Genomic DNA, 26,581 nt, shown 5'->3' with positions numbered 1-26,581 from the left:
CATCCAATAATTCCACTGAGGCGCCGTGCATGAAATTCCGTTTTCTTCTCTGGGTGCTTGGCCTGTTGATGGGCAAAGCCAGCCGCAACAATCCTGCTTTTCAGCAACAGTTGGGTGACAAGGAACTGGTATTCCAGTTGCAGACGCTCGACGGCAAGGTTGCTCGACACTTCTTCGTCAAAGACCAGCGCGTGACCAGTCGTTCGGGGTTCTATCCGGAGCCGGCGTTCGCCATTGCCTTCAAGGATGCCGCTTATGGCTTCGCCACGATGCAGGCGAAGAACAAGCAGTTGGCGTTCATGACCGGGATTCAGGACAAATCGATCCAGATCAAGGGCAATCCGGCGCTGGTGATCTGGTTCCAGGGCTTGACCAAGTATTTGAAACCGAAGAAGGCCAAGCCCAAGGCTTGAGGGTGGGACTTCGCCGGCTAGCCGGCGAATGGGGTCAGGCCTGGCTGAACTGCGAAGCCAGTTCCCGCAGCAGCACTTCCGCTTCCAGCACTTTGCTCACCACGTCTTCGGCCTTGTCGCGGCTCAGGCCCAGGCGCTCGAACAGGGCGTCGGGAATTTCCTCGTGGGGGCCGGAACCGATGCCACGGCTGCGCAGCAGGCGCACCGCCAGGCACACCAGATTCGGGTACTCGGCGTAGGCGCCGTCGTAGCTCGGGTCGTGCTGGAAGCGCAGGGCGGTGGACAGCTCGTCCGGCATGTCCCAGTAACGCATCAGCCAGGAGCCGATCTGTTCGCGGCTGATGCCCAGCAGGTGCTGCTCGACATAGCTGTGGCACAGGTGCGGGTTAACCTCCAGGTGCCGGCAGATCAGCGAGAAGTGCGGTGGGAATACGTGGGCCAGCAGCAGGTAGCCGAAGTTGTGCAGCAGGCCGGCGAGGTAGGTCAGGCCGGCTTCCGGGCGCTGTGCGCGGGGCATGGCGCGGGTCAGGCCTTCGATCACCGCGGCGGTGTAGATCGATTGCTGCCAGTAGGGCGTGGCGTGCTGCGGCTGGTCCTTGGGCAGGCTCAGGGTCTTGCCCAGGGCCAGGCCCAGGGCGAGGTTGATCACCAGGTCAAAGCCCAGCACGCGGACGATGGCGTCCTCCACCGAGCGGATCTTGCCCGGCGACGCGTAGTAGGGCGAGGCGGCCCAGCTGACCACTTGCGCGGCCAGGGCCGGGTCGGTCTCCACCACGCCGGTGATGTCGTCGATGGTGGCGTTGGGGTCGACCCGCAGCTTGATGATCTTCTGCGCGGTTTCCGCCAGCGGTGGGATCTCGATGGTGGCTTCCAGGCGTTGCTGGATACGCCGCGCGGTGAACGCCTGCATGGCCTGGGTGATTTCCTCGCGGTCGTCATCCGGGCGATCGAGGTTGGGGCGGATGCTGCTCAGGGGTTCGCCGAAATGCCCGGCGCTGGCCTTGTTGAGCATGCTCTTGAAGGCTTCGCTGGTGATTTCCAGAAGCACGCCCGGCTCGCCCGAATAGATCAGCAGGCTGGGTTCGCGCAGCAGGCTTTCTTCGTACAGGCAGGGGGAACTGGTGAGTGCCGGCAGGCCGGGCAGCAGGCTCAGGCTGTGTTTGCCGAGCATGCGCTCCAGGCGTTCGGTGGACACCGCGGTGAGACGGCGGCCGGTGAGTTCGGTGAGGCGGTTGAGGTCCAGTAGCTGGCTCTGCGGAAACAGCACCATCAGCGCGCCGACGGCGTCGTCCAGCAGCACCGCCTGGACCTTGCGCGCAGCCGGCAGGCCCGGCTGGTCGAGCACTTCGTTGTAGCTGATGGCCAGCTTGCCGAGCAGCAACCGGATAACAGACGGAGCGTGTGGGGTTGCAATGTCGAGGGCAACTTCTGTCATGGTCTGGTATCCGTTTTTCTACAATTTGACGAGTATAACCAGCTTGGTTATGCCCATGGTCCATTAACTGAGCGTTGGTTCACACTTGGCCGTATTGCTGGCCGTGGCGCAGCCAGCGTTCCAGCAGCGGGCTCACATGGTCCGGCCAACGCTCCAGCAAGGCCTGCGCGGCGTCGCGCACGGCCGGTAGCAGGTCAGCGTCACGCATCAGGTCGGCGACCTTGAATTGCAGCAGGCCGGTCTGGCGGGTGCCGAGCATTTCCCCGGGGCCGCGCAGTTCCAGATCCTTTTCGGCGATGACGAAACCGTCGTTGGTCTCGCGCATGATGCCCAGGCGCTGCCGCCCTATTTGTGAAAGCGGCGGATGGTAGAGCAGCACGCAGTGGCTGGCGGCGCTGCCGCGTCCGACCCGACCGCGCAGCTGGTGCAGTTGCGCCAGGCCCAGGCGCTCCGGGTTCTCGATGATCATCAGGCTGGCATTGGGCACATCGACCCCGACCTCGATCACGGTGGTGGCCACCAACAGTTGCAGGTTGCCGGCCTTGAACTCGGCCATCACCGCGGCTTTCTCCGCCGGTTTCATGCGGCCGTGAATCAGCCCCACCCGCAGTTCGCCCAGGGCGCTGGAGAGGTCTTCGAAGGTGGTTTCGGCCGCCTGGCAGGTGAGCTCTTCAGACTCTTCGATCAGGGTGCAGACCCAATAGGCCTGGCGCCCTTCGGCGCAGGCCGCGCGCACCCGCTCGATCACTTCGACGCGGCGGCTGTCGGTCACCAGCACGGTGTTGACCGGGGTCCGGCCGGGGGGCAGTTCGTCGAGGATCGAGGTATCCAGGTCGGCGTAGGCGCTCATCGCCAGGGTTCGCGGAATCGGTGTGGCGGTCATGATCAGCTGGTGCGGGCAGAGGCGGCCACCCACGCCTTTCTGGCGCAGGGCCAGGCGCTGCTGGACGCCGAAGCGGTGCTGTTCGTCGATGATCACCAGGGCCAGGTTCTTGAACTGCACTTCATCCTGGAACAGGGCGTGGGTGCCCACCACCATCGGCGCGCCGCCGGCAATCTGTTCCAGGGCCGCAGCGCGGTTCTTGCCCTTGAGCTTGCCCGCCAGCCAGGCGACTTCCAGGCCCAGGGGCTCGAGCCAGCGCTTGAAGGTAATGAAGTGCTGCTCGGCGAGGATTTCCGTCGGCGCCATCAGCGCCACCTGGTAACCGGCTTCCAGGGCCTGCAGGGCGGCGAGGGCGGCGACCACGGTCTTGCCGGCGCCGACGTCGCCCTGGATCAGGCGCAACATGGGCTCCGGCTGGCTCAGGTCGTAGGCGATTTCGTTGCCGACTCGCTGTTGCGCGCCGGTGGGGGCGAAGCCGAGGTTCTTCAGGTATTTGGCCGGCAGCTTCTTGGCCAGGGGCAGCACCGGGGCGCGCTGGGAGCGCAGGCTGTCGCGCAGGCGTTGCTGGGACAGCTGATGGGTCAGCAGCTCTTCGAACGCCAGACGGTGCTGGGCCCAGTGGTGCCCCAGGGCCAGTTCGTCGACATCGGCGTCCGCCGGCGGGTGATGCAGGTAGCGGATCGCATCGTCCAGGGGCGCCAGCTGATAGTCGCGGGCCAGTTCTTCGGGCAGCCAGTCGGGCAGGCTACGCGGGCCCAGCAGCGCCAGGCTCTGCTGGCAGAGCAGGCGCAGGCGCTGTTGGGTCAGGCCTTCGGTCAGGGGGTAGATGGGCGTCAGGGTCTGATCCACCGGCGGCGGCTCGTCACCACTGATGGCGCGGTATTCGGGGTGGTAGATCTCCAGTCCTGAGGCGCCGGGTCGGGCTTCGCCGTAGCAGCGCACGCGGGTGCCGCGTTTCAGGCCGTCTTTCTGGGCGTTGCTGAAATGGTAGAAGCGCAGGCTCAGGCCGCCGGTGCCGTCTTGCAGGCGCACCAGCAGGCTGCGGCGTTTGCCCATGACCACATCGGCGCCGCTGACGGTACCTTCGATCACCGCATCCTGGCCGGGGCGCAGAGCGCCGATCGGCACCACGCGGGTACGGTCCTGATAGCGCAGGGGCAGGTGGAACAGCACGTCCTGAAGGTTCTCCAGGCCGACCTTGGCCAGCTTCTCGGCCATGGCTTCGCCGACGCCCTTGAGTGCCGTGACCGGCACTTTCGACAGCTCAGTCATTGCGCTTGCTTAGCTCGCGGCGGGCGGCTTGGCCACCGAGCACAGGCGGATCGAGTCGGCGAGGATCTCGATGGCCTTGGGCCGCGGGAAGCTGGCGCGCCAGGCGATGGCGACGGTGCGAAACGGTACCGGCGGGGTCAGTGGGCGGACTTCGATCACGCCGGGAGCGTAGTGATGGCTGTCCACTGCCGACAGCGGCAGGATCGAGATGCCCAGGCCAGAGGCGACCATGTGGCGGATGGTTTCCAGGGAACTGGATTCCACGGTGGTGTGCTTGGCGCCGTCGTTGCCCTTGGTCAGGGTCGGGCAGGCTTCCAGTACCTGATCGCGGAAGCAGTGGCCTTCGCCCAGCAGCAACAGGCTCTTGTCGTTGAGCAGGCTGGCGTCGATGGTTTCCTTCTTGGTCCAGGAATGGCCGCTGGGCATCAGCACATAGAAGGGTTCGTCATACAGCGGCAGGGTCAGGACATCGGCCTCGTTGAACGGCAGGGCGATGATGATGGCGTCCAGCTCGCCGTTGCGCAGTTTGTCGCGCAGGACGTGGGTGAAGTTCTCTTCGATATACAGCGGCATCTGCGGAGCGACCCGGTGCAGCTGGGGAATCAGGTGCGGGAACAGATAAGGGCCGACGGTGTAGATGGCGCCCACCTTCAGCGGTGCGGTCAGCTGGTTCTTGCCGGCCTGGGCCAGTTCGCGGATGCCTTGGGCCTGTTCCAGGACCTTCTGCGCCTGGGCAACGATGGTTTCGCCTACCGGCGTCAGGCGTACCGCGCTCTTGCTGCGCTCGAAAATCAGCACACCGAGTTCGTCTTCAAGCTTCTTCACGCCTACCGAAAGGGTCGGCTGGCTGACATGGCAACGCTCGGCGGCGTGGCCGAAGTGCTGCTCTTGGGCGAGGGTAACGATGTAGCGCAATTCTGTGAGAGTCATAGCGGGCGTCCATGAGGTTGCGGCCAAGCATAACGGCTGCAATCGATAGACGCACGTTATCAGACAGAGGGTGGAGTACGACACCCGCCAATGTCTGCTTCAGGCTGCACAAGCGACAAGGGCACCCTGAGGTGCCCTTGCGTTGTATCAGCGGCGGCCGCGGCTTCTGTCGATCTCGTAGTTGTACGAGGCGGTGATTTCCACGCTGCCGTTGGTGAGCATGTCGGCCGGTGGCTTGGGCAGTGGTTGGGCCCGCCGGATCATGTCCAGGGTGGCCCGGTCCAGATCAGCGTTGCCCGAGCGTCCCACCAGCTCGTAGGACAGCACCTTGCCTTCGGCATCCACCACGAAGCGCAAGGAGTTGGTGCCTTCCTTGCCGCGCCGCTGGGCTTCGCCCGGGTAGCGCTTGTACTTCGCCAGGTGGGCCTGCAACTCACCCTGCCAGTTGGCCTTGGCGGCGGCCTGGGCCGGTGATGGGCCTGGGGTCGCTGGAGCGGGCTGCTTGGACGGCGACGGGGTTACCGGAGCGTCGCTGGGCTTTTCCTCGGAAGGTTTCTCCTTGGGCGGCTCGGGCTTGACCACCGGTTTTGGCGGCTGCGGCTTGGGCTTCTGCTTGGCCGGCTTGGGCACCGAAATAGTCGGCTTCGGTGCTTCGGCGAGCTTGGGCAGCGGCAGTTCTTCCACGGGCGCCGGCGGTTGCGGCGGGGTCACCACTTTCGGTGGTGCCGGGGGAGGCGGCACAGGGGCAGGCGCCAGTTCGACCACCATGGCTTGTGGTGGAATGGGCATCGGCTGTGGCTTGGACCAGTTGAGGGCGAGCAGGATCGCCACCGCATGGACGCCCAGCACCACCGCCAGGCTACCGCTGTAACGCGTCAGTCTTTGGCGCGTCGTGATCATTTCTTGGCTGCCGTCTCAAGTCCGACCAGGCCGACTTTCAGGTAGCCGGCGGCGCGCAGGGTGTCCATCACGCTCATCAGGTCGCCGTAGTCCACGCCCTTGTCAGCCTGGAAGAAGATCGTGGTGTCCTTCTTGCCCTGGGTACGGGCGTCAAGGATGGCCCCGAGGGTTTCGGCCTTGACCTCATCTTCACCCAGGAACAGACGCTGATCGGCCTTGACGCTGAGGAACACCGGTTTCTCTGGGCGCGGCGCCGGCTTGGCGCTGGAGGCAGGAAGATCAACCTTGATGTCCACGGTGGCCAGAGGGGCGGCCACCATGAAGATGATCAGCAGCACCAGCATCACGTCGATGAACGGCGTGACGTTGATTTCGTGGTTTTCGGCCAGGTCGTCGCCTGCGCCTTCTTTCAAATGCAAGCCCATGGCTGATTACCCCACTTTCACCATGTGCGGTTGTGCGGAGCGCTCGGTCGGCTGGTGATCCAGGTCACGGCTGACCAGCAGCAGGACTTCTGCCGAGGCGTCTGCCACCTGGGCCCGATAGCCGGTGATGGAGCGAGCGAAGACGTTGTAGATCACCACCGCGGGAATCGCTGCGACCAGGCCCAGGGCGGTGGCCAGCAGGGCTTCGGCGATACCCGGGGCGACCACGGCGAGGTTGGTGGTCTGGGTTTTGGCGATGCCGATGAAGCTGTTCATGATGCCCCAAACGGTACCGAACAGACCGACGAACGGTGCGGTAGAGCCGATGGTGGCCAGTACCCCGGTGCCGCTGCTCATGTTGCGGCCGCAGGCGGCTACCAGGCGCTCCAGGCGGAAGCTGACCCGTTCCTTGATGCCTTCTTTCTCACGGCTGTTGGTCGACAGGCGCATTTCTTCCAGGGCGTCGTGCACCAGCAGGTGGGCGAGGGTGCCCTCCTTGGCGGCCGTGGCGCTGGCTTCTTTGAGCGTGGTGGCTTTTTTCAGGGCGGCGATTTCGCTGCGCAGGCGGCGCTTGGCGCCCAGCAGTTCGAAGCCTTTGGCGATCCAGATGGTCCAGGTGATGATCGAGGCGATGGCCAGCCCGATCATTACCAGTTTCACGATGATGTCGGCGTTCTGGTACATGCCCCACGGCGACAGGTCGTGGGCCATGCCCAGGCTGTTGTCGGCTTCGAGGACTTCGGGAGCGTCTTCAGCAAGCACTGGCTGGCCTTCGACCTGAGCCGGTTCGCCAGCCACTGGGGCGGCGGCGGGAGTTGCCGGGTTGGCAGCCGGAAGCTCGGCGGCCGGGGCAGTCGCGGTCGGTGCGGCGGCGGTGGCCGGTGCGTGTTGGTCGGCGAAGGCTGCGGTCGGTGCCAGCAGCAGGCTGCACAGCAGCGCTGCAACCGCGCTCACGGCGCGCAGTGGGCTTGGGCGTTTGGTTGGCGAGGCGGAGAGTTGATTGCTTGTCATGCTGGCCGGACCTGAGAGGAAAAAAGGGTGAAATGTCCTTCTAGGCCTCGCAGGGCCGAGAACAAAATGGGTGGGCATTATTGCAAGTAATTCTTGTTAACAGAAGTAATAGAGTATCTTTTTTTCCTTGATTGCTAGCCGTTCGTCCAGTGCCGAGGCTAGTCTTGACCTTTCTGAAAGGAGTTTTCTGATGTCCTTCCCCTCTGTTTTGATCGCCGGTTGCGGTGATGTCGGGAGTCGCCTGGCGACCCAATTGCTGGCCGAGCAATGGCAGGTTTATGGCCTGCGTCGCAACGTTTCGCGCTTGCCGCAGGGGGTGGTGGGTGTCGCCGCAGACCTGTTCAGCGAGCAATGTCCGGCCCAGTGGCCGCAAGCGCCCGTGGATTATCTGGTGTACTGCGCGGCGGCCACGGAGCATGACGAGGCCGGGTATCGTGCGGCCTATGTCGATGGCTTGCAGCATGTCCTGAGCTGGCTCCAGCAGCATGGCCAGCAGCCCAAGCGCTTGTTGTTCGTGTCCAGCAGCAGTGTTTACGAGCAAAAGGGCGGCGAGTGGGTCGACGAGAACTCCCCGACCCTGGCGAGCGGCTACTCGGGCCGTTTGATGCTGGAGGCGGAGCAGGTGGCCTTGAACAGTGGGATTCCTGCCAGTCGGGTGCGTCTGACCGGAATCTATGGACCGGGCCGTGAATGGTTGCTGACTCAGGTGCGTCGCGGCTATCGGGTGGCGATTGATCCGCCGTTGTATGGCAATCGCATTCATGCCGACGATGCGGCGGGGTTGCTGGCGTTTTTGCTCAAGGCTGACCAGGGTGGTGCTGTCCTGGACGACTGCTATATAGGCGTGGATGACGCGCCTGCGCCTCTGGCGGAAGTGGTTGGCTGGCTGCGTGAACGCCTGGGCGTGACTGAGTGGTCCGATGATGCCAGCGTTCGGCGCACGGGCAGCAAGCGTTGCAGCAATGCCCGGGCCCGGGCCTTGGGCTGGGTGCCGCGTTACTCGAGTTATCGCGAGGGGTATGCGGAGATTCTTCAGGGCCAAGCTTGAACCGGGCTGTAGCCGCTAGCGTTGGCAGCGGCTACAGGAGGGTCATTGTTTTTCCAGCAGCCATTGCTGACTGCCCGGTGTCAGCGAGGGCACTTCATCCGCCAGTGCGGTATTCACCGCCTGGAAAATTTCCAGCTGCTGATCCTTGCGGACGAAGATCCAGGAGTTGCCCTGGCCATTGAGCTGCAGCCAGATGCTGTCGTTGCCACCGCTCATGGAGGCGCAGTCACCGGCCAGGCACAGGGCGTAGCGATCGGCGCCTGGCAGGCCTTGCACGGCGCCGTTGGCCTGGAACTGTACTTCGTTGCCCAGCCCCGGACCGCTGACGATTTTCCATTTGCCACCCAGATAGGCCGCATACAAGGCCCGCTCGAAGTTGGCGCCCAGTGGTGCGCCTTCAGGTGCCGGGTCTTTGGGCGTGGCAAACACTTGTTCAGGCTCGTTGTCGTTGGCCACTTGCAGCAATTGCTTGCCGTTGCGTTTGAGTTCGGTGGCGGCGCTGCCATAGAACTCGACCTTTGTGGTGTTTGAGCCGTCGCCGATGATCTTGCCTTCGATGGTCTCGAAGCCATTGGTGTAGCGTGCCTGGCCGGCTTTGGTGTTGAGTTCCCATTCCAGGTTCGGGCCGTAAGCCTGGAGGGCTTCACGCAAAGGGCCGCCCTTGGAGGCTGCGTCGATCGCTACCTGATTGATCCAGATGCCGCCTACATCGTTTTTGGCGGGGTCGCTGGCACAACCGCCGAGCAATAAGGCGAGCAGCGAAACAGCTAGCGCTTGGCGCATGACGAAATCCTTTCAGAACGAAAACGGCGCAGCCTGAAGAGCTGCGCCGCGGGTGTTACTCGATGACCAGAATGGCATCCATTTCAACCTGTGCGCCCTTGGGCAGGGCGGCCACGCCGATGGCGGCGCGGGCTGGGTAAGGCTGTTGGAAGTACTTGCCCATGATCTCGTTGACCTTGGCGAAGTGGCTCAGGTCGGTGAGGAAGATGTTCAGTTTGACGATGTCCTTGAACGAACCGCCAGCGGCCTCGGCTACCGACTTGAGGTTCTCGAAGACCTGGACGGTCTGGGCTTCGAAGCCCTCCACCAGTTCCATGGTTTTTGGATCGAGGGGAATCTGGCCCGACATGTAGACAGTGTTGCCCGCCTTGATGGCCTGGGAGTAGGTGCCGATGGCGGCCGGGGCCTTGTCGCTGGTGATAACGGTCTTGGTCATGAATGACTCCTTGTAATGGACGGGCTACGCGCGCATGCGGGTGATGCGGATGACCCCGGTCAGGGCGCGCAGTTTCTTGATCACGCGAGCCAGGTGCACGCGGTCGTGCACGCTGACCACCAGTTGGACCACGCTGATGCGACCATCGCGTTCGTCCATGCTGATTTTCTCGATGTTGCCGTCGGCGGCATTGACGCTGCTGGCCAGCAGCGCGATCAGGCCGCGCTGGTGTTCCAGCTCGACGCGCAGTTCGACGTTGAATTCGCCGGTGACATCCTTGGCCCAGGACAGCTGGATGCATTTTTCCGGGTTGTGACGGATTTCGCTGATATTGCGGCAGTTGTCCAGGTGCACCACCATCCCCTTGCCGGCGGACAGGTGGCCGACGATCGGGTCGCCGGGGATCGGCGTGCAGCATTTGGCGTAGCTCAGCACCAGGCCTTCGGTGCCGCGGATCGCCAGCGGGCCTTCCGGGCTCGGCAATTGTTCGCCTTCGCCCAGCAGCCGGCGGGCGACCACGTAGGCCATGCGGTTGCCCAGGCCGATGTCTTCCAACAGGTCTTCGATCAGCTCCAGGCGGTACTCCTGAAGAATCGCCTGGATACGCTCCGTCGGGATTTTTTCCAGGGAGCTGTCGAAGCCGTTGAGCACCTTGTTCAGCAGGCGTTCGCCAAGGCTGATGGACTCGGAGCGACGTTGCAGCTTGAGGGCGTGACGAATATGGGTGCGAGCCTTGCCGGTGACCACGAAGTTGAGCCAGGCCGGGTTCGGCCGCGCTCCCGGGGCGCTGACGATCTCCACGGTGGAACCGCTTTGCAGGGGCTCCGACAGCGGGGCCAGGCGGCGGTTGATCCGGCAGGCGATGCAGCTGTTGCCCACGTCGGTGTGCACCGCATAGGCAAAGTCCACCGCGGTGGAGCCTTTGGGCAGCTCCATGATCCGGCCTTTGGGCGTGAACACGTAGACCTCGTCCGGGAACAGGTCGATCTTCACGCTTTCGATGAATTCCAGGGAGTTGCCAGCGCGCTGCTGCATCTCCAGAACGCCCTTGACCCATTGGCGGGCGCGGGCATGGGTGCTTTTCGGCTGTTCGTCGCCACTGGATTTGTACAGCCAGTGAGCGGCGATGCCGTTGTTGGCCATTTCTTCCATTTCCCGGGTACGAATCTGGATCTCGATTGGTACTCCGTGCATACCGAACAGCGTGGTATGCAGCGACTGATAGCCGTTGGCCTTGGGAATGGCGATGTAGTCCTTGAAGCGTCCCGGCAGTGGCTTGTACAAATTATGTACAGCGCCGAGCACGCGATAGCAGGTGTCTACTTTGTCGACGATGATACGGAACGCATAGACGTCCATGATCTCGTTGAAGGCCCGGCGTTTGCCGCGCATCTTCTTGTAGATGCCATACAGGTGCTTCTGGCGACCGCTGACCTCGCCCTGTATGCCGTCGATGGCCAGGCAGTGGCTGAGGGACTCTTCGATCTTGTTGACGATTTCCTTGCGGTTGCCCCGGGCGCGCTTGACCGCCTGGTAGATCCGCGCGGAGCGCATCGGGTGCATCGCCCTGAAACCCAGGTCTTCGAATTCGATGCGGATGCTGTGCATGCCCAAGCGGTTGGCTATGGGAGCGTAGATCTCCAGGGTTTCCTTGGCGATCCGCCGACGTTTTTCGCCGGACAGCACTTCCAGGGTGCGCATGTTGTGCAGGCGGTCGGCCAACTTGACCAGGATCACGCGAATGTCGCGAGCCATGGCCATGGCCATCTTCTGGAAGTTTTCCGCCTGGGCTTCGGCCTTGGTCTCGAAGTTCATCTGGGTCAGTTTGCTGACCCCGTCCACGAGTTCGGCCACGGTTTCACCAAACTGCGCACTGAGCGCTTCCTTGGCAATTCCGGTGTCTTCGATCACGTCATGCAGCATCGCAGCCATCAGGCTCTGATGGTCCATGTGCATGTCGGCAAGAATGTTCGCTACCGCGAGTGGGTGCGTGACGTACGCCTCGCCGCTGCGACGGCGTTGACCGTCATGGGCTTGTTCGGCGTAGAAATACGCTCGGCGGACCAGATTGACCTGGTCCGTGCCGAGATAGGTCGATAAGCGATCGGCGAGGGCGTCTATGCTCGGCATGATATCTCCTGCCGTAAGCTGTGATCCCGCGCCGTGCTACGTCGACCAGGCATAGGCTCAGACGGCCTCGTTGGACTCGTCCTCGAAAGCAGCAAAAAGCGGTTCATCTTCAACGATTTCGGCTTCGGCGATAGCTGCGTAGTCGATCAGGCCTTCAGCGATTTCGCGCAGGGCGACAACGGTAGGCTTGTCGTTTTCCCATGCTACTTTCGGCTCTTTGCCGCCGGTTGCCAGTTGACGGGCACGCTTGGTAGAGAGCATGACCAGCTCAAAGCGGTTATCCACGTGTTCTAGACAGTCTTCAACGGTTACGCGGGCCATGGTCTTCCTCGTAGCAAATGCAATATGCGCGCTGCCCGGATGGGCGAGCGGACTCAACAGTTTAAAAAATCACCAGCGTTTAGGGAAGCGCTGATTTTTTGACCAAGCTCTTCAACGCGCTGCAAGTGCCAATGTAAAGCGCTTGCAGCGGTTTTGGGAAGTGCTGTTTAACCAAGCAATTCAGCGAGCAGTTTGCCAAAGCGCTGCTGCTGACGTTTCTGTTGCAGCTGATTGGAGCGGAAAATCGCTTTCAGATCTTCCAGCGCGTGGGCGAAGTCGTCGTTGATGATCAGGTAGTCATAGTCGACGTAGTGGCTCATTTCGCTGACGGCTTCACGCATCCGCCCTTCGATGATTTCGTCGCTGTCCTGCCCGCGGTTGGTCAGGCGCTGGTGCAGGGCCTGCAGTGACGGCGGCAGAATGAAGATCGAGCGTGCCTGAGGCATGAGCTTGCGCACCTGCTCGGCACCCTGCCAGTCGATTTCCAGGATCAGGTCGTGGCCTTCGTCCAGGGTCTGCTGCAGGTGGCTTTGTGAGGTGCCATAAAGGTTGCCGAAGACTTCGGCGCGTTCGAGAAAGTCGCCGTGCTCGATCATCTTCACGAACTCGCTGCGTTCGACGAAGTGATAGTTCACGCCATTCACTTCACCTGGGCGCATGGCGCGGGTGGTGTGGGAGACGGAGACGCGGATCTCCTGGTCGGCGTCGGTCAGGGCCTTGACCAGACTGCTTTTGCCCGCGCCCGACGGGGCGGAAATGATGTACAGGGTGCCGGTGCTGTGGGTCATGTCAGTTGCCTTACTCAATGTTCTGCACTTGTTCGCGCATCTGCTCGATCAACACCTTGAGGTTGACCGCAGCCTGGGTGCTGCGCGGGTCGAAGGCCTTGGAGCCCAGTGTGTTGGCTTCGCGATTGAGCTCCTGCATCAGGAAGTCCAGGCGCCGACCTGCAGCGCCGCCGGACTTGAGCACGCGGCGTACTTCGATGATGTGGGTGCTCAGGCGGTCCAGTTCTTCAGCGACATCGCTCTTCTGCGCCAACAGGACCATTTCCTGCTCGAGACGGGTAGGGTCCAGTTCGGCCTGCATGTCGGCGAAGCGGTCGAGGACTTTCTGGCGCTGGGTCGCGAGCATCTGCGGGACCAGCTCACGCAAGGTCGCCACGTCTTCTTCAATGGAGGACAGGCGCTCGTTGATCAGCCGGGCCAGTTCGGCGCCTTCGCGCTCGCGGCCATTCTTCAGGTCTTTCAGACCCTGGTTGAACAGGGCCAGGGCATCGCTGTTCAAGGCTTGCGGGTCGGTGGCGTCGGCCACCAGCACGCCTGGCCAGGCCAGGACTTCCAGTGGATTCAGGGCTGCCGGCTGCTTGATCAGGCTGGCGACGGTTTCAGCGGCGGCCACCAGTTGTGCCGCACGTTCACGGTCGACTTGCAGCGGCTTGCCGGTGGTCTCTTCAGTGAAGCGCAGGGTGCATTCGACCTTGCCCCGGGACAGGCCCTGGCGCAAGGCTTCGCGGACTGCGCTTTCGAGGTCGCGAAAGGCTTCCGGCAAACGCAGGTGCGGCTCCAGGTAGCGGCTGTTGACCGAGCGCAATTCCCAGCTCAGGGTGCCCTGAGTGCCGGCCCGTTCGACTCGGGCGAAGGCGGTCATGCTGTGCACCATGGAGGTACCTCCGATTCAGCGCCGGCACCAACCCCAGGAGGATTGAGCGGGCCTGATAGTGATGAATTGAAGCCGACAGGCTGCGAAGGCGCAGGATTGTAGCGCAGTGCGGCCGGAGGCCCCAATCCCTGGCGCTGACAATGGGCTGCAGGTCATCGCTACAGGACCGATCTGACGCGTAAATATGCCTTTGGCCGTTTTAGGCGTGCCCTGGCGCGGTTGCGGGCTTTATAATGCTCGGCAGTTTTCCGTCCTCGTACAGGTGTTCCCCTATGAAACGTCCAAGTGGTCGCGCTGCCGATCAGCTCCGCTCGATCCGCATCACCCGCAACTACACCAAACACGCCGAGGGATCTGTACTGGTCGAGTTCGGTGATACCAAGGTGATTTGCACTGTCAGTGTCGAGAATGGCGTGCCGCGCTTCCTCAAGGGGCAGGGTCAAGGTTGGCTGACAGCCGAATACGGCATGCTGCCGCGGTCCACCGGCGAGCGTAACCAGCGTGAAGCCAGCCGTGGCAAGCAAGGCGGCCGCACCCTGGAGATCCAGCGCCTTATCGGTCGCTCCCTGCGCGCCGCCCTGGACATGTCCAAGCTGGGCGACATCACCCTGTATGTCGATTGCGATGTGATCCAGGCTGATGGTGGCACCCGTACCGCATCGATCACTGGCGCGATGGTGGCTCTGGTCGACGCCTTAAAAGTGATCAAGAAGCGCGGTGGCCTGAAAGGCGGCGATCCATTGAAGCAGATGATTGCGGCAGTATCGGTGGGTATGTACCAGGGTGAGCCGGTCCTGGACCTGGATTACCTGGAAGACTCGGCCGCCGAAACCGACCTCAATGTCGTCATGACCAGCACCGGTGGTTTCATCGAAGTGCAGGGCACTGCCGAAGGTGCGCCGTTCCAGCCGGCCGAACTGAATGCGATGCTGGCCCTGGCCCAGCAAGGCATGAATGAAATCTTCCAACTGCAGCAGGCGGCACTCGCCGATTGATGGGCGCCGGTCTTCAGCAAGGAGAGCAGCATGAGTGATGAGCAGCTACCCCAGCCCACCCCGAGCCATGAAGTTCGGCAATGGGCAATGTTTTGTCACTTGTCCGCCTTGCTGGGGATCTGGGTTCCATTCGGTACATTGATCGGGCCGCTGATTCTTTGGCAGATGAAGCGCGAGACCGATCCCTTCATTGATGCACAAGGTAAGGAAGCGCTGAACTTTCAGTTGACTGTCGCTATCGCTTCGGCAGTCTGTTTCCTGCTGATGATCGTGATAATCGGTTTCTTTATGTTCGGCCTGCTGGCGATTGGTGCCCTGGTGTTGACCATCATCGGCGGAGTCAAGGCTGGAGAGGGAGTGCCATATCGGTACCCTTTCACCTGGCGCCTGATCAAATAGAGCGAGCACAAAAAAGCCGACTGTGATGTCGGCTTTTTTGTGGCTGTGAACGGACGCTTAGATGGTCAGTGTCCAGTCATAGTCCACGATCAGCGGCGCATGCTGCGAAAAACGCGGCTGACGCGGCAAGCGTGCGCTGCGGACAAAACGGCGCAGGCCGGGAGTCAGCAACTGATAGTCGAAGCGCGAGCCCAAGTTGAGCATCTCAGCCTGTTCGTTGTCCGGCCACCAGCTGTACTGGTCGCCTTCGCGACTGACTTCGCGCAGGGCATCGACATAGCCCATGTTGCCGATAATCTCGTCCATCCAGGCGCGCTCAGGTGCCAGGAAGCCCGGAGATTGCTGGCCGTCACGCCAGTTCTTGATATCCAGCTTCTGTTGCGCCACGTACAGCGAGCCACAATAAATGTACTCGCGACGTTTGCGTCGCTGCTTATCCAGATAGCGGGCGAAGTCGTCCATTAACTTGAACTTCTGGTTCAAGTCTTCATCGCCGTTCTGCCCTGATGGAAGCAGCAAGGTCGCGATGCTGACCTTGTCGAAATCGGCTTGCAGGTAGCGCCCGTAACGATCGGCTGTCTCGAAGCCGAGGCCGCTGATGACCGCCTTCGGCTGCAACCGCGAATACAAAGCCACACCGCCTTGGGCAGGGACTTCAGCATCGCAGGCATAAAGGAAGTAGCCATCCAGTTGGAAGGCTGGGTCGTCCAGTTCAAAGGCAGAGGCGCGGGTGTCCTGCAGGCAGATGACGTCGGCATTCTGTGCCTGCAGCCAACTGAGCAAACCACGCTCCACTGCAGCCTGAATACCATTGACGTTCACACTGATGATCCGCATAAATGGCCCCAAAAATCACGTGCGTGTATGATACCCGAGCTCTACCTAATTAGCTAAATCCGTGGTATCTGGGGTTTTTTCATGCAGGCGTATCAGCGCGATTTCATTCGTTTTGCCATCGATCGCGGGGTTTTGCGCTTCGGTGAGTTCACCCTGAAGTCCGGGCGCACCAGCCCTTACTTCTTCAATGCCGGCCTGTTCAACAGCGGTTCGGCCCTGGCCCAGCTGGGGCGTTTCTATGCGGCGGCGATTGTCGACAGCGGCATTCCCTTCGATGTGCTGTTTGGCCCGGCTTATAAAGGCATTCCCTTGGCAGCAGCCACTGCAGTGGCTCTGGCTGAACATCATCAGCGCGATCTGCCTTGGTGCTTCAACCGCAAGGAAGCCAAGGCGCACGGTGAAGGCGGTAGCCTGGTGGGTGCGCCATTGACCGGCGATGTGCTGATCATCGATGACGTGATCACCGCCGGCACGGCAATTCGCGAGGTGATGCAGATCATCGAGTCCCAGGAAGGCGCCAAGGCGGCAGGTGTATTGATCGCACTGAACCGCGAGGAGCGTGGCAACGGTGAGTTGTCGGCGATCCAGGAAGTCGAGCGTGACTTCGGCATTCCAGTGGTGAGCATCGTTTCCCTGACCCAGGTCCTGCAGTTCCTGGCGGACGATCCGGCGCTCAAGCAACATCTGCCGGCAGTGCAAGCCTATCGCGCGCAGTACGGAATCTGACACTGTAGGAGCCGGCTTACCGGTGAAGAGACCTTTGAGTCCTGAGTTGCGCGTGTGAGTGCCTTCCCTGGCAAGCCTGCTCCTACACAAGCCAGCTCCTACAAAGATTGCGTAGATAAAAAAGCCCCCGCCCGAGATACCGGGCGGGGGCTTTTTTGTGGCTGTCGCTTAAGGGCGCTTGCGGTTGCTGATCAGGGTGCCGACACCGGTATCGGTGAAGATCTCCAGCAGAATCGCATTGGGTACGCGACCGTCGATGATCAGGGAGCTGCCGACGCCACCTTGTACCGCTTCCAGGGCGCAGCGGATTTTCGGCAGCATGCCGCCGTAGATAGTGCCATCGGCAATCAGTTCGTCCACCTGCTGGGTGCTCAGGCCGGTCAGGACCTTGCCGGACTTGTCCATCAGGCCAGCGATGTTGGTCAACAGCATCAGTTTTTCAGCTTTCAGTGCTTCAGCCACCTTCCCGGCGACCAGGTCGGCGTTGATGTTGTAGGACTCACCGTTGGCGCCCACGCCAATCGGCGCGATCACCGGAATGAAATCGCCCTTGACCAGCAGGTTCAGCAGATCGGTATTGATCCCGACCACTTCGCCCACATGGCCGATATCGATGATTTCCGGCGTGGTCATCTCTGGAGTCTGGCGGGTCACGGTGAGCTTTTTCGCACGAATCAGCTCGGCATCTTTACCGGTCAGGCCGATGGCGCTGCCGCCGTGACGGTTGATCAGGTTGACGATGTCCTTGTTGACCTGGCCGCCGAGGACCATCTCCACCACGTCCATGGTTTGCGCGTCGGTCACGCGCATGCCATCGACGAAGTGGCTTTCGATCGACAGGCGCTTGAGCAGGTCACCGATTTGCGGGCCACCGCCGTGCACCACCACCGGGTTGATCCCGACAGCCTTCATCAGGACGATGTCGCGGGCGAAGCCGGTTTTCAGCTCCTCGCTCTCCATAGCGTTGCCGCCGTACTTGATCACCAGGGTCTTGCCGACATAGCGGCGAATGTAAGGCAGCGCTTCGGATAGGACCTTGGCGGTATTGGCGGCGGCATCGCGTTCGATGGTCATTCAGGGCTCCGGTGCTTCAAACAGTCAAAACGGTAGTTGGAGGTCAGGTGCAACACGTTTCAGCTGGACGTGGAACACGTCCTTAATCCGCTGCAGCTCGGCTTCGTCATCAGCCTCGAAGCGCAGCACCAGCACAGGGGTGGTATTGGAGGCGCGAACCAGGCCCCAGCCCTTGGCATAGTCGACTCGCACCCCGTCAATGGTGGTCAGGTCAGCGCCTGCGCCCCACTGCGCGTCGTGCAAGGCATCAATGATGCTGAATTTGCTCTCTTCGGTCACATGGATATTGATTTCCGGCGTAGAAATATCGTTCGGGAAGGTCGCGAACAGCTCTTCTGCGGTGGATGTTTCCTTGCTGAGGATCTCCAGCAACCGTGCGGCGCTGTAAATGCCGTCGTCGAAACCGAACCAGCGCTCCTTGAAGAACACATGGCCGCTCATCTCGCCGGCCAGCAGGGCGCCGGTCTGTTTCATTTTCTTTTTGATCAACGAGTGACCGGTCTTCCACATTAGCGGGCGACCGCCATATTCCTTGATCAGCGGAATCAGGCGCCGAGTGCACTTGACGTCGAAGATGATCTCCGCATCCGGGTTGCGCGCCACCACGTCCTTGGCGAACAGCATCAGCAGGCGATCGGGGAAGACGATGCTGCCAGTGTTGGTCACCACGCCGACGCGATCGCCGTCACCGTCGAAGGCCAGGCCCAGGTCGGCGCCGGTTTCCTTGACCTTGGCGATCAGGTCTTCAAGGTTCTCGGGTTTGCCCGGGTCCGGGTGATGATTGGGGAAGTTGCCGTCTACCTCGCAGAACAACGGAATGACTTCGCAGTTCAAGGCTTCGATCAGTTGTGGGGCAATGACCCCGGCGGCGCCGTTGCCGCAATCCACCACGACTTTCAGGCGGCGAGCCAGCTTCACGTCTCGGGCGATCTCTTCGGCGTAGCGCGGCAGGATATCGACCTTGGTGATGCTGCCCTGGGCGCTGCTCAGGTTGTTGGTCTTGAGGCGCTGGTGCAGGGCTTGGATCTGTTCGTTGGCCAGGGTGTCGCCGGCGATGACGATCTTGAAACCGTTGTAGTTCGACGGGTTGTGGCTGCCGGTGAGCATCACCCCGGACTTGCCGGCCAGGACGTTGGCGGCGTAGTACAGGGCGGGGGTCGGCACCAGGCCGACATCGCTGACGTGGCAGCCGCTGTCGTGCAGGCCCTGAATCAGTTGCTCCACCAGCTCCGGGCCGGACAGGCGGCCGTCCCTGCCTACGCAGACGTTGGGTTCGCCCTGAGCCAGGCTCTGGGAGCCAACGGCGCGGCCGATCCAGTAGGCGGTCTCTGCGGTCAGGGTTTGCGGTACAACACCGCGGATGTCATAGGCGCGGAAGATGCTCTCGGGAAATGTCGGGGCGACTTTGGCTGCGTTGCTCATCACTGAGGGTGCTCCATTTGAAGAGGGGGCAGTACGGCCGGGGAAATGACGGGCCGGCGGGCTCAAACTGAAGGGTATGACGGCGTTTTCAGCGTAGAGTTCGTACTGTGTAAGTGCCATCTGGAGGGCACTTGCCGCTCCGCGGACGCTCAAGGGCCTGATTTGACGGGCCCGAGGGGGCATGCGGAAACCGGCGGTCATTTATCCTGAAGTGCCCTGCCGTCACCCTGGGGGCGGACCAGGTGTCCGGCCCCAGGGCACGCAATCAGTGACTGCCGGAGTGGCCGAAACCGCCTGCGCCGCGCTGGCTTTCATCAAAAGCCTCAACCACTTCGAAGTGCGCCTGCACTACCGGCACCAGCACCAGTTGGGCGATACGCTCGCCGACGGCGATATTGAAGGCGGTCTGGCCGCGGTTCCAGCAGGAAACCATCAGTTCGCCCTGGTAGTCCGAGTCGATCAGGCCGACCAGGTTACCCAGCACGATGCCGTGTTTGTGGCCCAGGCCGGAGCGCGGCAGGATCAGCGCCGCCAGGCCCGGATCGCCAATGTAGACCGACAGCCCGGTCGGGATCAGCAGCGTCTGGCCTGGCTCCAGGATGGTGTCTTCCTTGAGCATGGCGCGCAGGTCGAGGCCGGCGGAGCCCGGCGTGGCGTACTGCGGCAGAGGGAATTCGTTGCCGATGCGTGGGTCGAGGATCTTGGCTTGTAGAGCGTGCATTGAAGTTAAACCTGGTTCAGCCGTTCGGCGATAAAAGAGATCAGTTGGCGGGCAATCTTGCCCTTGCTGGTCTGGGCGAAGAGAGTTGCGTGCAACTCCCGGTCAATCACGCTGCAGGCGTTTTCCTCGCTGTTGAAGCCAATGCTCGGGTTGGCGACGTCGTTGGCGACGATCAGGTCGAGGTTCTTGTCCTTCAATTTGCGTGCAGCGTAGTCGAGCAGATTTTCGGTTTCGGCGGCGAAACCGACACTGAATGGCCGATCTGGCCGCGTAGCGATGGTGGCCAGGATATCTGGATTGCGCACCATCTGTAGTAGCAGGCCGTCACCTTTCGTAGGGTCTTTCTTTAATTTCTGTGGGGCGACGACTTCCGGGCGGTAGTCCGCGACCGCCGCGGAGGCGATGAAAACGTCGCACGGAATGGCCGCCTCGCAGGCCGCGAGCATGTCGCGAGCGCTGACTACGTCGATCCGAGTGACTCTGTCGGGGGTCGGCAGGTGCACCGGTCCGGTGATCAGGGTGACCCGGGCGCCGGCCTCGACGGCTGCCTCGGCCAGGGCGAAGCCCATTTTTCCTGAGCTATGGTTGGTGATGTAGCGCACCGGATCGATGTTTTCCTGAGTCGGCCCGGCGGTGATCAGCAAGTGTTTGCCGGTCAGTGCCAGGTGCTGGAAGCAGTCGGCGGCGCACAGCGCCAGATCGTTGGCTTCCAGCATGCGGCCCAGGCCGACGTCGCCACAGGCCTGGCTTCCGGAGGCTGGGCCGAAGACTCGCAGGCCACGGCTTTGCAGCAATTGGGTGTTGGCCTGGGTGGCCGGGTCGCGCCACATGGCCTGGTTCATCGCTGGAGCGATGGCGACGATGGCGTCCGTGGCCAGGACCAGGGTGGTCAGCAGGTCATCGGCGATGCCCTGGGCCAGACGGGCGATCAGGTCGGCCGTGGCGGGGGCGATCAGCACCAGATCGGCCCATTTGGCCAGTTCGATGTGACCCATGGCGGCTTCGGCGGCCGGGTCCAGCAGGTCGAGGTGGACCGGGTGCCCGGAGAGGGCCTGCATGGTCAGCGGGGTGATGAACTCACTGCCGCCCCGGGTCATGACCACACGCACTTCGGCGCCCTGGTCGAGGAGTCGGCGAACCAGCTCCGCGCTCTTATAGGCGGCAATGCCGCCGCCGACGCCGAGCACGATGCGTTTCCGATACAGCCGCTGCATAGGCCTGTTTTTCCGTTAAGTGATTGCTGCGTGGCATGCCCCCTCCCCAGGTGAAATACCACGCAAAAAAGAGGGGGCTAAGATAGCACAGCGCCCGCTGCCGAACAGCGGCGCCATGCACAGGGAGGTGTGATGAGTATTCGTGATTGGCCTGCGGCGGAGCGCCCGCGGGAACGGCTTCTGGAGCAGGGCGCCATCAGCCTTTCCGACGCCGAATTGCTGGCTATTTTCTTGCGCACCGGGGTGGCTGGAAAAAGTGCGGTCGACCTGGCGCGGCACCTGTTGCATCGCTTCGGCAGCTTGCGCAGTCTGCTGGAAGCCGATCAGCTGACCTTCACCCGCCAGCTGGGATTGGGGCCGGCCAAGTACGCACTGTTGCAAGCGGTGTTGGAGATGGCGCGTCGGCATCTGGCAGAAAAACTCCACCGCCAGTCAGCCTTGGAAAGTCCGTTGGTGGTGCGCGATTACCTGAAGTCGATGTTGCGACATGAGCCCCACGAGGTGTTTGGCTGTCTGTTTCTCGACACCAAGCATCGGGTGCTGGCCTTTGAGGTGCTGTTCCACGGTTCCATCGACAGCACCACGGTGTACCCGCGACAAGTGCTCAAGCGCACCCTGGCGCATAACGCGGCAGCGGTAATTCTCTGTCACAACCACCCATCGGGCATCTCTGAGCCCAGCCCGGCCGATCGGGTGGTGACCCGGCGTTTGCAAGAAGCCCTGGAGTTGATCGATGTAAGGGTGCTGGATCACTTCATCGTGGGAGAGGGCGATCCGTTGTCCATGGCCGAGTATGGCTGGATCTGAAGGAAGCCAGCCTCAAGGTCGGTACTGACCCTGAAGCTGGCCGACGTGTCACTTGACGCTGACCTTCGAGTAATCCTGGCGGCCGAAGGGGCTCACTTGATAGCCCTCGACCTGTTTGCGGGTCAGGGCGAAAGCGGTCGGGTGAGCCAGAGGGAGCCACAGCGCTTGCTGCTGGATCTGGGTCTGGGCCTGCTGGTACAGCTTGCTGCGCACACCCTGTTCGCTGGTGGTCTTGCCGGCGGTAATCAGCTTGTCCAGGTTCTGATCGCAGTAGCGTGCGAAGTTGGTGCCGGATTTGACTGCTGCGCAGGTGAACTGTGGTGTGAGGAAGTTATCCGGGTCGCCATTGTCGCCGGCCCAGCCCATGAACAGCAGGTCATGTTCGCCGGCCTTGGCCCGGCGGATCAGCTCGCCCCATTCGATCACGCGGATTTCTGCCTGGATTCCCACTTGGGCCAGGTCCGCCTGCAGCAGTTGGGCGCCCAGGCTCGGGTTGGGGTTGAGCAGGCTGCCGGAAGGGCGGGTCCAGATTGTGGTCTCGAAGCCGTTTTTAAGGCCTGCCTTGGCCAGCAGCTGACGAGCCTTTTCCGGGTCGTGGGTGTAGCCCGGCAGCTCTTTGGCGTAGCTCCAGGTATTAGCCGGGTAGGGGCCATTGGCGGCCTCGGCGGTGCCTTCGAACACAGTCTTGAGGTAATGGGCCTTGTCGAAGGCCAGGTTGATCGCCTGGCGCACTTCGGGTTTGTCCAGGGGCGGATGCTGGCTGTTGATCGCAACGAAGGCCGTCATGAAGGCTGCCGTTTTCTCGATCTTCAGCGTTGGATCATCACTGGCGGCTTGTACGTCCAGGGGCTTGGGTGACAGGGCGATCTGGCACTCATTGCGCCGCAGTTTCTGCAGGCGCACGTTGGCGTCCGGAGTGATGGCGAAAATCAGGGAGTCCAGCGCCGGTTTGCCAGCAAAGTAGTCGCGGTTGGCCTTGTAGCGGATCGAGGCGTCTTTCTGGAAGCGCCCGAAAATGAACGGGCCGCTGCCGATGGGCTGGCTGTTGAGCTTCTCCGGGGTGCCGGCCTTGAGTAACTGATCGGCGTACTCCGCGGAGTAGATCGAGGCAAAGCCCATGCTCAGGGTGGGGAGAAAGGTCGAGTCGGCGTGATCCAGGGTAAAGCGCACCGTCAGCGGGTCCAGGGCGTCGATCTTCTTGATCAGGCTGGGCAACTGCAGGGATTGTGCGTGTGGGAAGCCGCTCTGGGCGATCTTGTGCCACGGGTGGGCTGGGTCGAGCATGCGCTCGAAGCTGAATTTGACGTCTTCGGCGGTCAGCTCGCGGCTGGGATTGAAGTAGTCGGTACGGTGAAACTTGACCTTGGGATGCAGCTTGAAGACATAGCTCAAGCCATCCGGTGAGACTTCCCAGCTATCGGCGAGGCTGGGGACCACCTTGCCGCTGACGGCGTCGAATTCCACCAGGCGGTTCATCAGCACGTCGGCGGACGCGTTGGTGGTGGTCAGCGAGTTGTACTGCACCACGTCGAAGCCCTCCGGGCTGGCTTCGGTGCAGACGCTCAACGCGGCGGCCTGGGCCAATGGGCTCAGAAGAGGGGCGAGCAGGAGCGGGAGGGCGGCAAGACGCATGGTCGGGTTCCTTGTGCAGATCGAAAGCCCATCTGCGAGTGCAGTCTGGAAATGCCTTACCCTAGTGGCCTCTTTGTAAAATGACTATCCCTTTTGTATTCGACATTGAAACCTGGGACGCGGTCAGGGTTGTAGCCGTGATTTTGTGTAGGGATGCCCGTGTTCAGCAGCAGATTTTTTCCCGGGGTTTCGAGAGAAATATATTCTGCGACGAGCGGTAGATTTCTGCGGTAGCCTTTGCCGCAGGCGTCCGGCGCAAGAAAATCAGGACTTTTCATCATCCTGCACACAGCGGCTGTTGTTGCTATGGGGTCTTTCTGGTATAAAGCAGCGCTCTTTTCTAGGGGCCCGGTTCCTTCGCTTGTAGGTGTAGCCGGTAAGACCCTAAAGAAACGCGGCGCCTGGCGCCAAATGACTGAGAGATTAAGCGGCCAACCCATGCCGGGTTGGGCATGTGGTTTTAGAGGGCTGAGGCATGTCTAGAGTCTGTCAAGTTACCGGTAAGGGTCCGGTGACTGGGAATAACATTTCCCACGCAAACAACAAAACCCGTCGTCGTTTCCTGCCGAACCTGCAGCATCACCGCTTCTGGGTTGAGTCCGAGAAACGCTTTGTGCGTCTGCGCGTATCTGCCAAAGGCATGCGTATCATCGACAAGCGCGGCATTGATGTCGTGCTGGCCGAAATCCGTCGCGATGGCGGCAAGGTTTAAGGGAGCTAATCATGCGTGAATTGATTCGTTTGATCTCGAGCGCCGGTACTGGTCACTTCTACACTACCGACAAGAACAAGCGTACTACTCCGGACAAAATCGAGATCAAGAAATATGATCCGGTTGTTCGTAAGCACGTGATCTACAAGGAAGGCAAAATCAAGTAATTGATTTTTCTTCTGACAAAAAAACCCGCCTTCAAGCGGGTTTTTTTGTGCCTGGGATTCAGGCCTTCTGTTCGAAGGCCACGTAGACCTTGCGGCAGGGCTCCAGCACTTCCCAGGTGCCTTTGAAGCCGGCCGGGATCACAAAGCGGTCGCCAGAGCGCAGGGTCTTGGCGTTGCCATCGTTGTCTCGCAGCACCGACACGCCCTGGAGAATCTCGCAGTATTCGTGCTCGGTGAAGTTCACCGTCCATTGGCCCACCGCGCCTTCCCAGATCCCGGCATTGAGTTGCCCGCACGGGCTGGCGTAGTGGTTGAACACCGCTTGCTCGGGATCGCCCTTGAGCACTTTTTCCGGAGCGGGGCGGTAGCGTTCGCCCTCGGTGTTGGCCTGGCTGAAGTCGACGACGTTGTGGATGCTCATTCTTGTATTCCCCCGTGATTGCGGCGCGAGTGGCTATGAAGGCCAGAGTCTATGTTTATTAAAATGCACATAGCAATGCTGTTTGCCCGGGCTTTGTCAAATATATTGAAAGTACAGGGGTCGCTGGTTTAGGGTGGCGGGTGCCTTTGGCCGAAAACAGGCTGGCCGGGCAGAATTCTTCATGAGTGCCGGCGTAGTTCGCATGGCGCTTGTATTCAAATAAGAGGAGGACACTCGTATGACCACCCTGACTCGTGCCGATTGGGAACAACGTGCCCGCGACCTGAAAATCGAAGGCCGCGCCTACATCAATGGTGAATACACCGCTGCTGTTTCCAATGACACCTTCGAGTGCATCAGCCCGGTAGACGGTCGTGTGCTGGCAACCATTGCCAGCTGTGACGCCGCCGATGCCCAGCGTGCCGTGGACAATGCCCGCGCCACCTTCAACTCTGGCGTCTGGTCGCGCCTGGCGCCGGCCAAGCGCAAGTCCGTCATGATTCGTTTTGCCGGCCTGCTCAAGCAACACGCCCAGGAGCTCGCGCTCCTGGAAACCCTGGACATGGGCAAGCCCATCACCGACTCCCTGGAAATCGACGTGCCCGGCGCGGCGCAAGCCCTGAGCTGGAGCGGCGAGGCCATCGACAAGATCTACGACGAAGTCGCGGCCACCCCCCATGACCAACTGGGCCTGGTAACCCGTGAGCCGGTGGGTGTAGTCGCGGCCATCGTGCCGTGGAACTTCCCACTGATGATGGCCTGCTGGAAGCTGGGGCCGGCGCTGTCCACCGGTAACTCGGTGATCCTCAAGCCTTCGGAAAAATCCCCGCTGACCGCAATTCGCATTGCGGCTCTGGCGGTGGAAGCCGGGATTCCGGCTGGCGTGTTCAACGTGCTGCCCGGCTACGGTCACACCGTCGGCAAGGCCCTGGCCCTGCACATGGACGTGGACACCCTGGTGTTCACCGGCTCCACCAAGATCGCCAAGCAACTGCTGGTGTACTCCGGTGAATCCAACATGAAGCGCGTCTGGCTGGAAGCCGGTGGCAAAAGCCCGAACATCGTATTTGCCGATGCCCCGGACCTGCAGGCCGCCGCCGAATCGGCCGCCAGCGCCATTGCCTTCAACCAGGGCGAAGTCTGCACCGCCGGTTCCCGTCTGCTGGTGGAGCGTTCCATCAAGGACAAATTCCTGCCGCTGGTGATCGAGGCCCTGAAAGCCTGGAAACCGGGCAACCCACTGGACCCGGCCACCAACGTCGGCGCCCTGGTGGACACCCAGCAGATGAACACCGTGCTGTCCTACATCGAGGCCGGTCACGCCGATGGCGCCAAGTTGGTGGCCGGTGGCAAGCGCACCCTGCAGGAGACAGGTGGTACCTACGTCGAACCGACGATTTTCGACGGCGTCAGCAACGCGATGAAGATTGCCCAGGAAGAAATCTTCGGCCCAGTGCTGTCAGTGATTGCGTTCGACAGCGTGGAAGAGGCGATCCAGATTGCCAACGACACTCCGTACGGATTGGCGGCGGCGGTCTGGACTGCAAACATCTCCAAGGCGCACCTGACGGCCAAGGCGCTGCGTGCCGGCAGCGTCTGGATCAACCAGTACGACGGTGGCGACATGACCGCGCCGTTCGGCGGCTTCAAGCAGTCGGGCAATGGTCGGGACAAGTCGCTGCACGCGTTCGACAAGTACACCGAGCTGAAAGCGACCTGGATCAAGCTCTGAGTCTTCGGGGTTGAGGCAATGGCGTCCGCAAGGACGCTTGCGCCGGCAAGCGCCACGCCTTACAGGCGTCTTT

General features: G+C 61.7%; 27 protein-coding genes and 1 pseudogene. 9 read left to right on the top strand and 19 right to left on the bottom strand.

From position 1 onward, the window contains the following. The first annotated feature begins 29 nt into the window (after positions 1 to 29). Positions 30 to 413: a helicase gene (locus DWF74_RS15020; protein ID WP_102862277.1), complete on the top strand. Its 384-nt coding sequence runs from the start codon at positions 30 to 32 to the stop codon at positions 411 to 413. Between the two features lie 34 nt (positions 414 to 447). On the opposite strand, the gene DWF74_RS15015 is transcribed toward DWF74_RS15020, so the two are convergent. The 6 genes from DWF74_RS15015 to exbB all read right to left on the bottom strand — a co-directional run bounded on the left by DWF74_RS15015 (position 448) and on the right by exbB (position 7,269). Continuing rightward, positions 448 to 1,848 carry an aminoacyl-tRNA deacylase and HDOD domain-containing protein gene (locus DWF74_RS15015; RefSeq protein WP_102862276.1) on the bottom strand — a complete coding sequence of 467 codons (1,401 nt, stop codon included), beginning with the start codon at positions 1,846 to 1,848 and terminating at the stop codon, positions 448 to 450. 79 nt (positions 1,849 to 1,927) lie between these two features. Further along, complete coding sequence (gene recG, locus DWF74_RS15010) at positions 1,928 to 4,003, bottom strand: ATP-dependent DNA helicase RecG (RefSeq protein WP_102862275.1); 2,076 nt, start codon at positions 4,001 to 4,003, stop codon at positions 1,928 to 1,930. 9 nt (positions 4,004 to 4,012) lie between these two features. Then, a complete protein-coding gene (locus DWF74_RS15005) occupies positions 4,013 to 4,933 on the bottom strand; it encodes a hydrogen peroxide-inducible genes activator (protein ID WP_102881293.1) in 921 nt (306 codons plus the stop codon). A gap of 147 nt (positions 4,934 to 5,080) precedes the next feature. Continuing rightward, positions 5,081 to 5,833 carry an energy transducer TonB family protein gene (locus tag DWF74_RS15000; protein ID WP_102862273.1) on the bottom strand — a complete coding sequence of 251 codons (753 nt, stop codon included), beginning with the start codon at positions 5,831 to 5,833 and terminating at the stop codon, positions 5,081 to 5,083. Next, positions 5,830 to 6,258, bottom strand: coding sequence for a TonB system transport protein ExbD (gene exbD / locus DWF74_RS14995; RefSeq protein ID WP_102862272.1), 429 nt, complete (start codon positions 6,256 to 6,258; stop codon positions 5,830 to 5,832). Before exbD ends, DWF74_RS15000 begins: the two co-directional genes overlap by 4 nt. 6 nt (positions 6,259 to 6,264) lie before the next feature. Continuing rightward, positions 6,265 to 7,269, bottom strand: a complete 1,005-nt coding sequence (gene exbB / locus DWF74_RS14990; protein WP_102862271.1) for a tonB-system energizer ExbB — start codon at positions 7,267 to 7,269, stop codon at positions 6,265 to 6,267. A 190-nt stretch (positions 7,270 to 7,459) separates the two neighbouring features. Between exbB and DWF74_RS14985 the strand changes: the two genes are divergently transcribed. After that, complete coding sequence (locus tag DWF74_RS14985; RefSeq protein WP_115581210.1) at positions 7,460 to 8,317, top strand: SDR family oxidoreductase; 858 nt, start codon at positions 7,460 to 7,462, stop codon at positions 8,315 to 8,317. Positions 8,318 to 8,359: 42 nt separating this feature from the next. Here DWF74_RS14985 and DWF74_RS14980 read toward each other — a convergent pair whose 3' ends face one another. The 6 genes from DWF74_RS14980 to DWF74_RS14955 all read right to left on the bottom strand — a co-directional run bounded on the left by DWF74_RS14980 (position 8,360) and on the right by DWF74_RS14955 (position 13,649). Continuing rightward, positions 8,360 to 9,100 (bottom strand): hypothetical protein, encoded by a 741-nt coding sequence (locus tag DWF74_RS14980; RefSeq protein ID WP_115581209.1) that lies wholly within the window; start codon positions 9,098 to 9,100, stop codon positions 8,360 to 8,362. 55 nt (positions 9,101 to 9,155) lie between these two features. Beyond that, positions 9,156 to 9,536: a RidA family protein gene (locus DWF74_RS14975; RefSeq protein WP_007921133.1), complete on the bottom strand. Its 381-nt coding sequence runs from the start codon at positions 9,534 to 9,536 to the stop codon at positions 9,156 to 9,158. A gap of 24 nt (positions 9,537 to 9,560) precedes the next feature. Beyond that, positions 9,561 to 11,666 carry a bifunctional GTP diphosphokinase/guanosine-3',5'-bis pyrophosphate 3'-pyrophosphohydrolase gene (gene spoT, locus DWF74_RS14970; RefSeq protein ID WP_102862268.1) on the bottom strand — a complete coding sequence of 702 codons (2,106 nt, stop codon included), beginning with the start codon at positions 11,664 to 11,666 and terminating at the stop codon, positions 9,561 to 9,563. Positions 11,667 to 11,723: 57 nt separating this feature from the next. After that, positions 11,724 to 11,987, bottom strand: a complete 264-nt coding sequence (rpoZ, locus tag DWF74_RS14965) for a DNA-directed RNA polymerase subunit omega (protein WP_007921129.1) — start codon at positions 11,985 to 11,987, stop codon at positions 11,724 to 11,726. A 167-nt stretch (positions 11,988 to 12,154) separates the two neighbouring features. After that, positions 12,155 to 12,775, bottom strand: a complete 621-nt coding sequence (gene gmk / locus DWF74_RS14960) for a guanylate kinase (RefSeq protein WP_102862267.1) — start codon at positions 12,773 to 12,775, stop codon at positions 12,155 to 12,157. Positions 12,776 to 12,785: 10 nt separating this feature from the next. Beyond that, a complete protein-coding gene (locus DWF74_RS14955; protein ID WP_102862266.1) occupies positions 12,786 to 13,649 on the bottom strand; it encodes a YicC/YloC family endoribonuclease in 864 nt (287 codons plus the stop codon). 272 nt (positions 13,650 to 13,921) lie between these two features. Here DWF74_RS14955 and rph point away from each other — a divergent pair, with 272 nt between their 5' ends. Both rph and DWF74_RS14945 read left to right on the top strand, forming a co-directional pair. Further along, on the top strand, positions 13,922 to 14,644 hold the full coding sequence (gene rph / locus DWF74_RS14950) for a ribonuclease PH (RefSeq protein WP_016964145.1): 723 nt from the start codon (positions 13,922 to 13,924) through the stop codon (positions 14,642 to 14,644). A gap of 30 nt (positions 14,645 to 14,674) precedes the next feature. Then, complete coding sequence (locus DWF74_RS14945) at positions 14,675 to 15,043, top strand: DUF4870 domain-containing protein (protein ID WP_102862265.1); 369 nt, start codon at positions 14,675 to 14,677, stop codon at positions 15,041 to 15,043. A gap of 57 nt (positions 15,044 to 15,100) precedes the next feature. Here the strand turns inward: DWF74_RS14945 and DWF74_RS14940 are convergent, their stop codons facing one another. Continuing rightward, a complete protein-coding gene (locus tag DWF74_RS14940; protein WP_102862264.1) occupies positions 15,101 to 15,880 on the bottom strand; it encodes an exodeoxyribonuclease III in 780 nt (259 codons plus the stop codon). A gap of 81 nt (positions 15,881 to 15,961) precedes the next feature. Here DWF74_RS14940 and pyrE point away from each other — a divergent pair, with 81 nt between their 5' ends. Continuing rightward, complete coding sequence (gene pyrE, locus DWF74_RS14935) at positions 15,962 to 16,606, top strand: orotate phosphoribosyltransferase (protein WP_102862263.1); 645 nt, start codon at positions 15,962 to 15,964, stop codon at positions 16,604 to 16,606. 168 nt (positions 16,607 to 16,774) lie between these two features. On the opposite strand, the gene argB is transcribed toward pyrE, so the two are convergent. The 4 genes and pseudogenes from argB to coaBC form a co-directional block, all read right to left on the bottom strand. Then, the gene (gene argB, locus DWF74_RS14930) at positions 16,775 to 17,680 is read right to left on the bottom strand and encodes an acetylglutamate kinase (RefSeq protein WP_011064225.1); all 906 of its coding nucleotides are present in this window, start codon (positions 17,678 to 17,680) and stop codon (positions 16,775 to 16,777) included. Positions 17,681 to 17,704: 24 nt separating this feature from the next. After that, positions 17,705 to 19,105: pseudogene (locus DWF74_RS14925) on the bottom strand (phosphomannomutase/phosphoglucomutase); the annotation flags it as partial. 262 nt (positions 19,106 to 19,367) lie between these two features. Next, positions 19,368 to 19,823 carry a dUTP diphosphatase gene (dut, locus tag DWF74_RS14920; protein WP_102862261.1) on the bottom strand — a complete coding sequence of 152 codons (456 nt, stop codon included), beginning with the start codon at positions 19,821 to 19,823 and terminating at the stop codon, positions 19,368 to 19,370. Positions 19,824 to 19,828: 5 nt separating this feature from the next. Then, on the bottom strand, positions 19,829 to 21,037 hold the full coding sequence (gene coaBC / locus DWF74_RS14915) for a bifunctional phosphopantothenoylcysteine decarboxylase/phosphopantothenate--cysteine ligase CoaBC (RefSeq protein ID WP_102862260.1): 1,209 nt from the start codon (positions 21,035 to 21,037) through the stop codon (positions 19,829 to 19,831). Positions 21,038 to 21,169: 132 nt separating this feature from the next. On the opposite strand from coaBC, the gene radC reads away from it, so the two are divergent. Next, positions 21,170 to 21,844, top strand: a complete 675-nt coding sequence (radC, locus tag DWF74_RS14910; protein ID WP_102862259.1) for a RadC family protein — start codon at positions 21,170 to 21,172, stop codon at positions 21,842 to 21,844. A 48-nt stretch (positions 21,845 to 21,892) separates the two neighbouring features. Here radC and DWF74_RS14905 read toward each other — a convergent pair whose 3' ends face one another. Beyond that, entirely contained in the window at positions 21,893 to 23,476 is a 1,584-nt protein-coding gene (locus DWF74_RS14905; protein ID WP_102862258.1) for an ABC transporter substrate-binding protein, read from the bottom strand. 475 nt (positions 23,477 to 23,951) lie between these two features. On the opposite strand from DWF74_RS14905, the gene rpmB reads away from it, so the two are divergent. Together rpmB and rpmG are read left to right on the top strand one after the other, a co-directional pair. Beyond that, positions 23,952 to 24,188, top strand: a complete 237-nt coding sequence (rpmB, locus tag DWF74_RS14900) for a 50S ribosomal protein L28 (protein ID WP_011064219.1) — start codon at positions 23,952 to 23,954, stop codon at positions 24,186 to 24,188. A gap of 11 nt (positions 24,189 to 24,199) precedes the next feature. Then, positions 24,200 to 24,355, top strand: coding sequence for a 50S ribosomal protein L33 (rpmG, locus tag DWF74_RS14895; protein WP_003177274.1), 156 nt, complete (start codon positions 24,200 to 24,202; stop codon positions 24,353 to 24,355). A 58-nt stretch (positions 24,356 to 24,413) separates the two neighbouring features. Here rpmG and DWF74_RS14890 read toward each other — a convergent pair whose 3' ends face one another. Next, complete coding sequence (locus DWF74_RS14890; protein WP_102862257.1) at positions 24,414 to 24,776, bottom strand: cupin domain-containing protein; 363 nt, start codon at positions 24,774 to 24,776, stop codon at positions 24,414 to 24,416. Between the two features lie 238 nt (positions 24,777 to 25,014). On the opposite strand from DWF74_RS14890, the gene DWF74_RS14885 reads away from it, so the two are divergent. Further along, complete coding sequence (locus DWF74_RS14885) at positions 25,015 to 26,508, top strand: aldehyde dehydrogenase (protein ID WP_102862256.1); 1,494 nt, start codon at positions 25,015 to 25,017, stop codon at positions 26,506 to 26,508. The last annotated feature ends 73 nt before the right edge of the window (positions 26,509 to 26,581 follow it).

It is taken from the genome of Pseudomonas protegens (assembly GCF_003363755.1).
Lineage (GTDB): Bacteria > Pseudomonadota > Gammaproteobacteria > Pseudomonadales > Pseudomonadaceae > Aquipseudomonas > Aquipseudomonas danubii.
This window is presented reverse-complemented; position numbering and strand designations above follow the sequence as displayed.

Excerpts from the sequence above, each read along its gene's own strand:
- DWF74_RS15020 (WP_102862277.1), top strand. The coding sequence starts at position 30 with ATGAAATTCCGTTTTCTTCTCTGGGTGCTTGGCCTGTTGATGGGCAAA.
- DWF74_RS15015 (WP_102862276.1), bottom strand. The coding sequence starts at position 1,848 with ATGACAGAAGTTGCCCTCGACATTGCAACCCCACACGCTCCGTCTGTT.
- recG (WP_102862275.1), bottom strand. The coding sequence starts at position 4,003 with ATGACTGAGCTGTCGAAAGTGCCGGTCACGGCACTCAAGGGCGTCGGC.
- DWF74_RS15005 (WP_102881293.1), bottom strand. The coding sequence starts at position 4,933 with ATGACTCTCACAGAATTGCGCTACATCGTTACCCTCGCCCAAGAGCAG.
- DWF74_RS15000 (WP_102862273.1), bottom strand. The coding sequence starts at position 5,833 with ATGATCACGACGCGCCAAAGACTGACGCGTTACAGCGGTAGCCTGGCG.
- exbD (WP_102862272.1), bottom strand. The coding sequence starts at position 6,258 with ATGGGCTTGCATTTGAAAGAAGGCGCAGGCGACGACCTGGCCGAAAAC.
- exbB (WP_102862271.1), bottom strand. The coding sequence starts at position 7,269 with ATGACAAGCAATCAACTCTCCGCCTCGCCAACCAAACGCCCAAGCCCA.
- DWF74_RS14985 (WP_115581210.1), top strand. The coding sequence starts at position 7,460 with ATGTCCTTCCCCTCTGTTTTGATCGCCGGTTGCGGTGATGTCGGGAGT.
- DWF74_RS14980 (WP_115581209.1), bottom strand. The coding sequence starts at position 9,100 with ATGCGCCAAGCGCTAGCTGTTTCGCTGCTCGCCTTATTGCTCGGCGGT.
- DWF74_RS14975 (WP_007921133.1), bottom strand. The coding sequence starts at position 9,536 with ATGACCAAGACCGTTATCACCAGCGACAAGGCCCCGGCCGCCATCGGC.
- spoT (WP_102862268.1), bottom strand. The coding sequence starts at position 11,666 with ATGCCGAGCATAGACGCCCTCGCCGATCGCTTATCGACCTATCTCGGC.
- rpoZ (WP_007921129.1), bottom strand. The coding sequence starts at position 11,987 with ATGGCCCGCGTAACCGTTGAAGACTGTCTAGAACACGTGGATAACCGC.
- gmk (WP_102862267.1), bottom strand. The coding sequence starts at position 12,775 with ATGACCCACAGCACCGGCACCCTGTACATCATTTCCGCCCCGTCGGGC.
- DWF74_RS14955 (WP_102862266.1), bottom strand. The coding sequence starts at position 13,649 with ATGGTGCACAGCATGACCGCCTTCGCCCGAGTCGAACGGGCCGGCACT.
- rph (WP_016964145.1), top strand. The coding sequence starts at position 13,922 with ATGAAACGTCCAAGTGGTCGCGCTGCCGATCAGCTCCGCTCGATCCGC.
- DWF74_RS14945 (WP_102862265.1), top strand. The coding sequence starts at position 14,675 with ATGAGTGATGAGCAGCTACCCCAGCCCACCCCGAGCCATGAAGTTCGG.
- DWF74_RS14940 (WP_102862264.1), bottom strand. The coding sequence starts at position 15,880 with ATGCGGATCATCAGTGTGAACGTCAATGGTATTCAGGCTGCAGTGGAG.
- pyrE (WP_102862263.1), top strand. The coding sequence starts at position 15,962 with ATGCAGGCGTATCAGCGCGATTTCATTCGTTTTGCCATCGATCGCGGG.
- argB (WP_011064225.1), bottom strand. The coding sequence starts at position 17,680 with ATGACCATCGAACGCGATGCCGCCGCCAATACCGCCAAGGTCCTATCC.
- dut (WP_102862261.1), bottom strand. The coding sequence starts at position 19,823 with ATGCACGCTCTACAAGCCAAGATCCTCGACCCACGCATCGGCAACGAA.
- coaBC (WP_102862260.1), bottom strand. The coding sequence starts at position 21,037 with ATGCAGCGGCTGTATCGGAAACGCATCGTGCTCGGCGTCGGCGGCGGC.
- radC (WP_102862259.1), top strand. The coding sequence starts at position 21,170 with ATGAGTATTCGTGATTGGCCTGCGGCGGAGCGCCCGCGGGAACGGCTT.
- DWF74_RS14905 (WP_102862258.1), bottom strand. The coding sequence starts at position 23,476 with ATGCGTCTTGCCGCCCTCCCGCTCCTGCTCGCCCCTCTTCTGAGCCCA.
- rpmB (WP_011064219.1), top strand. The coding sequence starts at position 23,952 with ATGTCTAGAGTCTGTCAAGTTACCGGTAAGGGTCCGGTGACTGGGAAT.
- rpmG (WP_003177274.1), top strand. The coding sequence starts at position 24,200 with ATGCGTGAATTGATTCGTTTGATCTCGAGCGCCGGTACTGGTCACTTC.
- DWF74_RS14890 (WP_102862257.1), bottom strand. The coding sequence starts at position 24,776 with ATGAGCATCCACAACGTCGTCGACTTCAGCCAGGCCAACACCGAGGGC.
- DWF74_RS14885 (WP_102862256.1), top strand. The coding sequence starts at position 25,015 with ATGACCACCCTGACTCGTGCCGATTGGGAACAACGTGCCCGCGACCTG.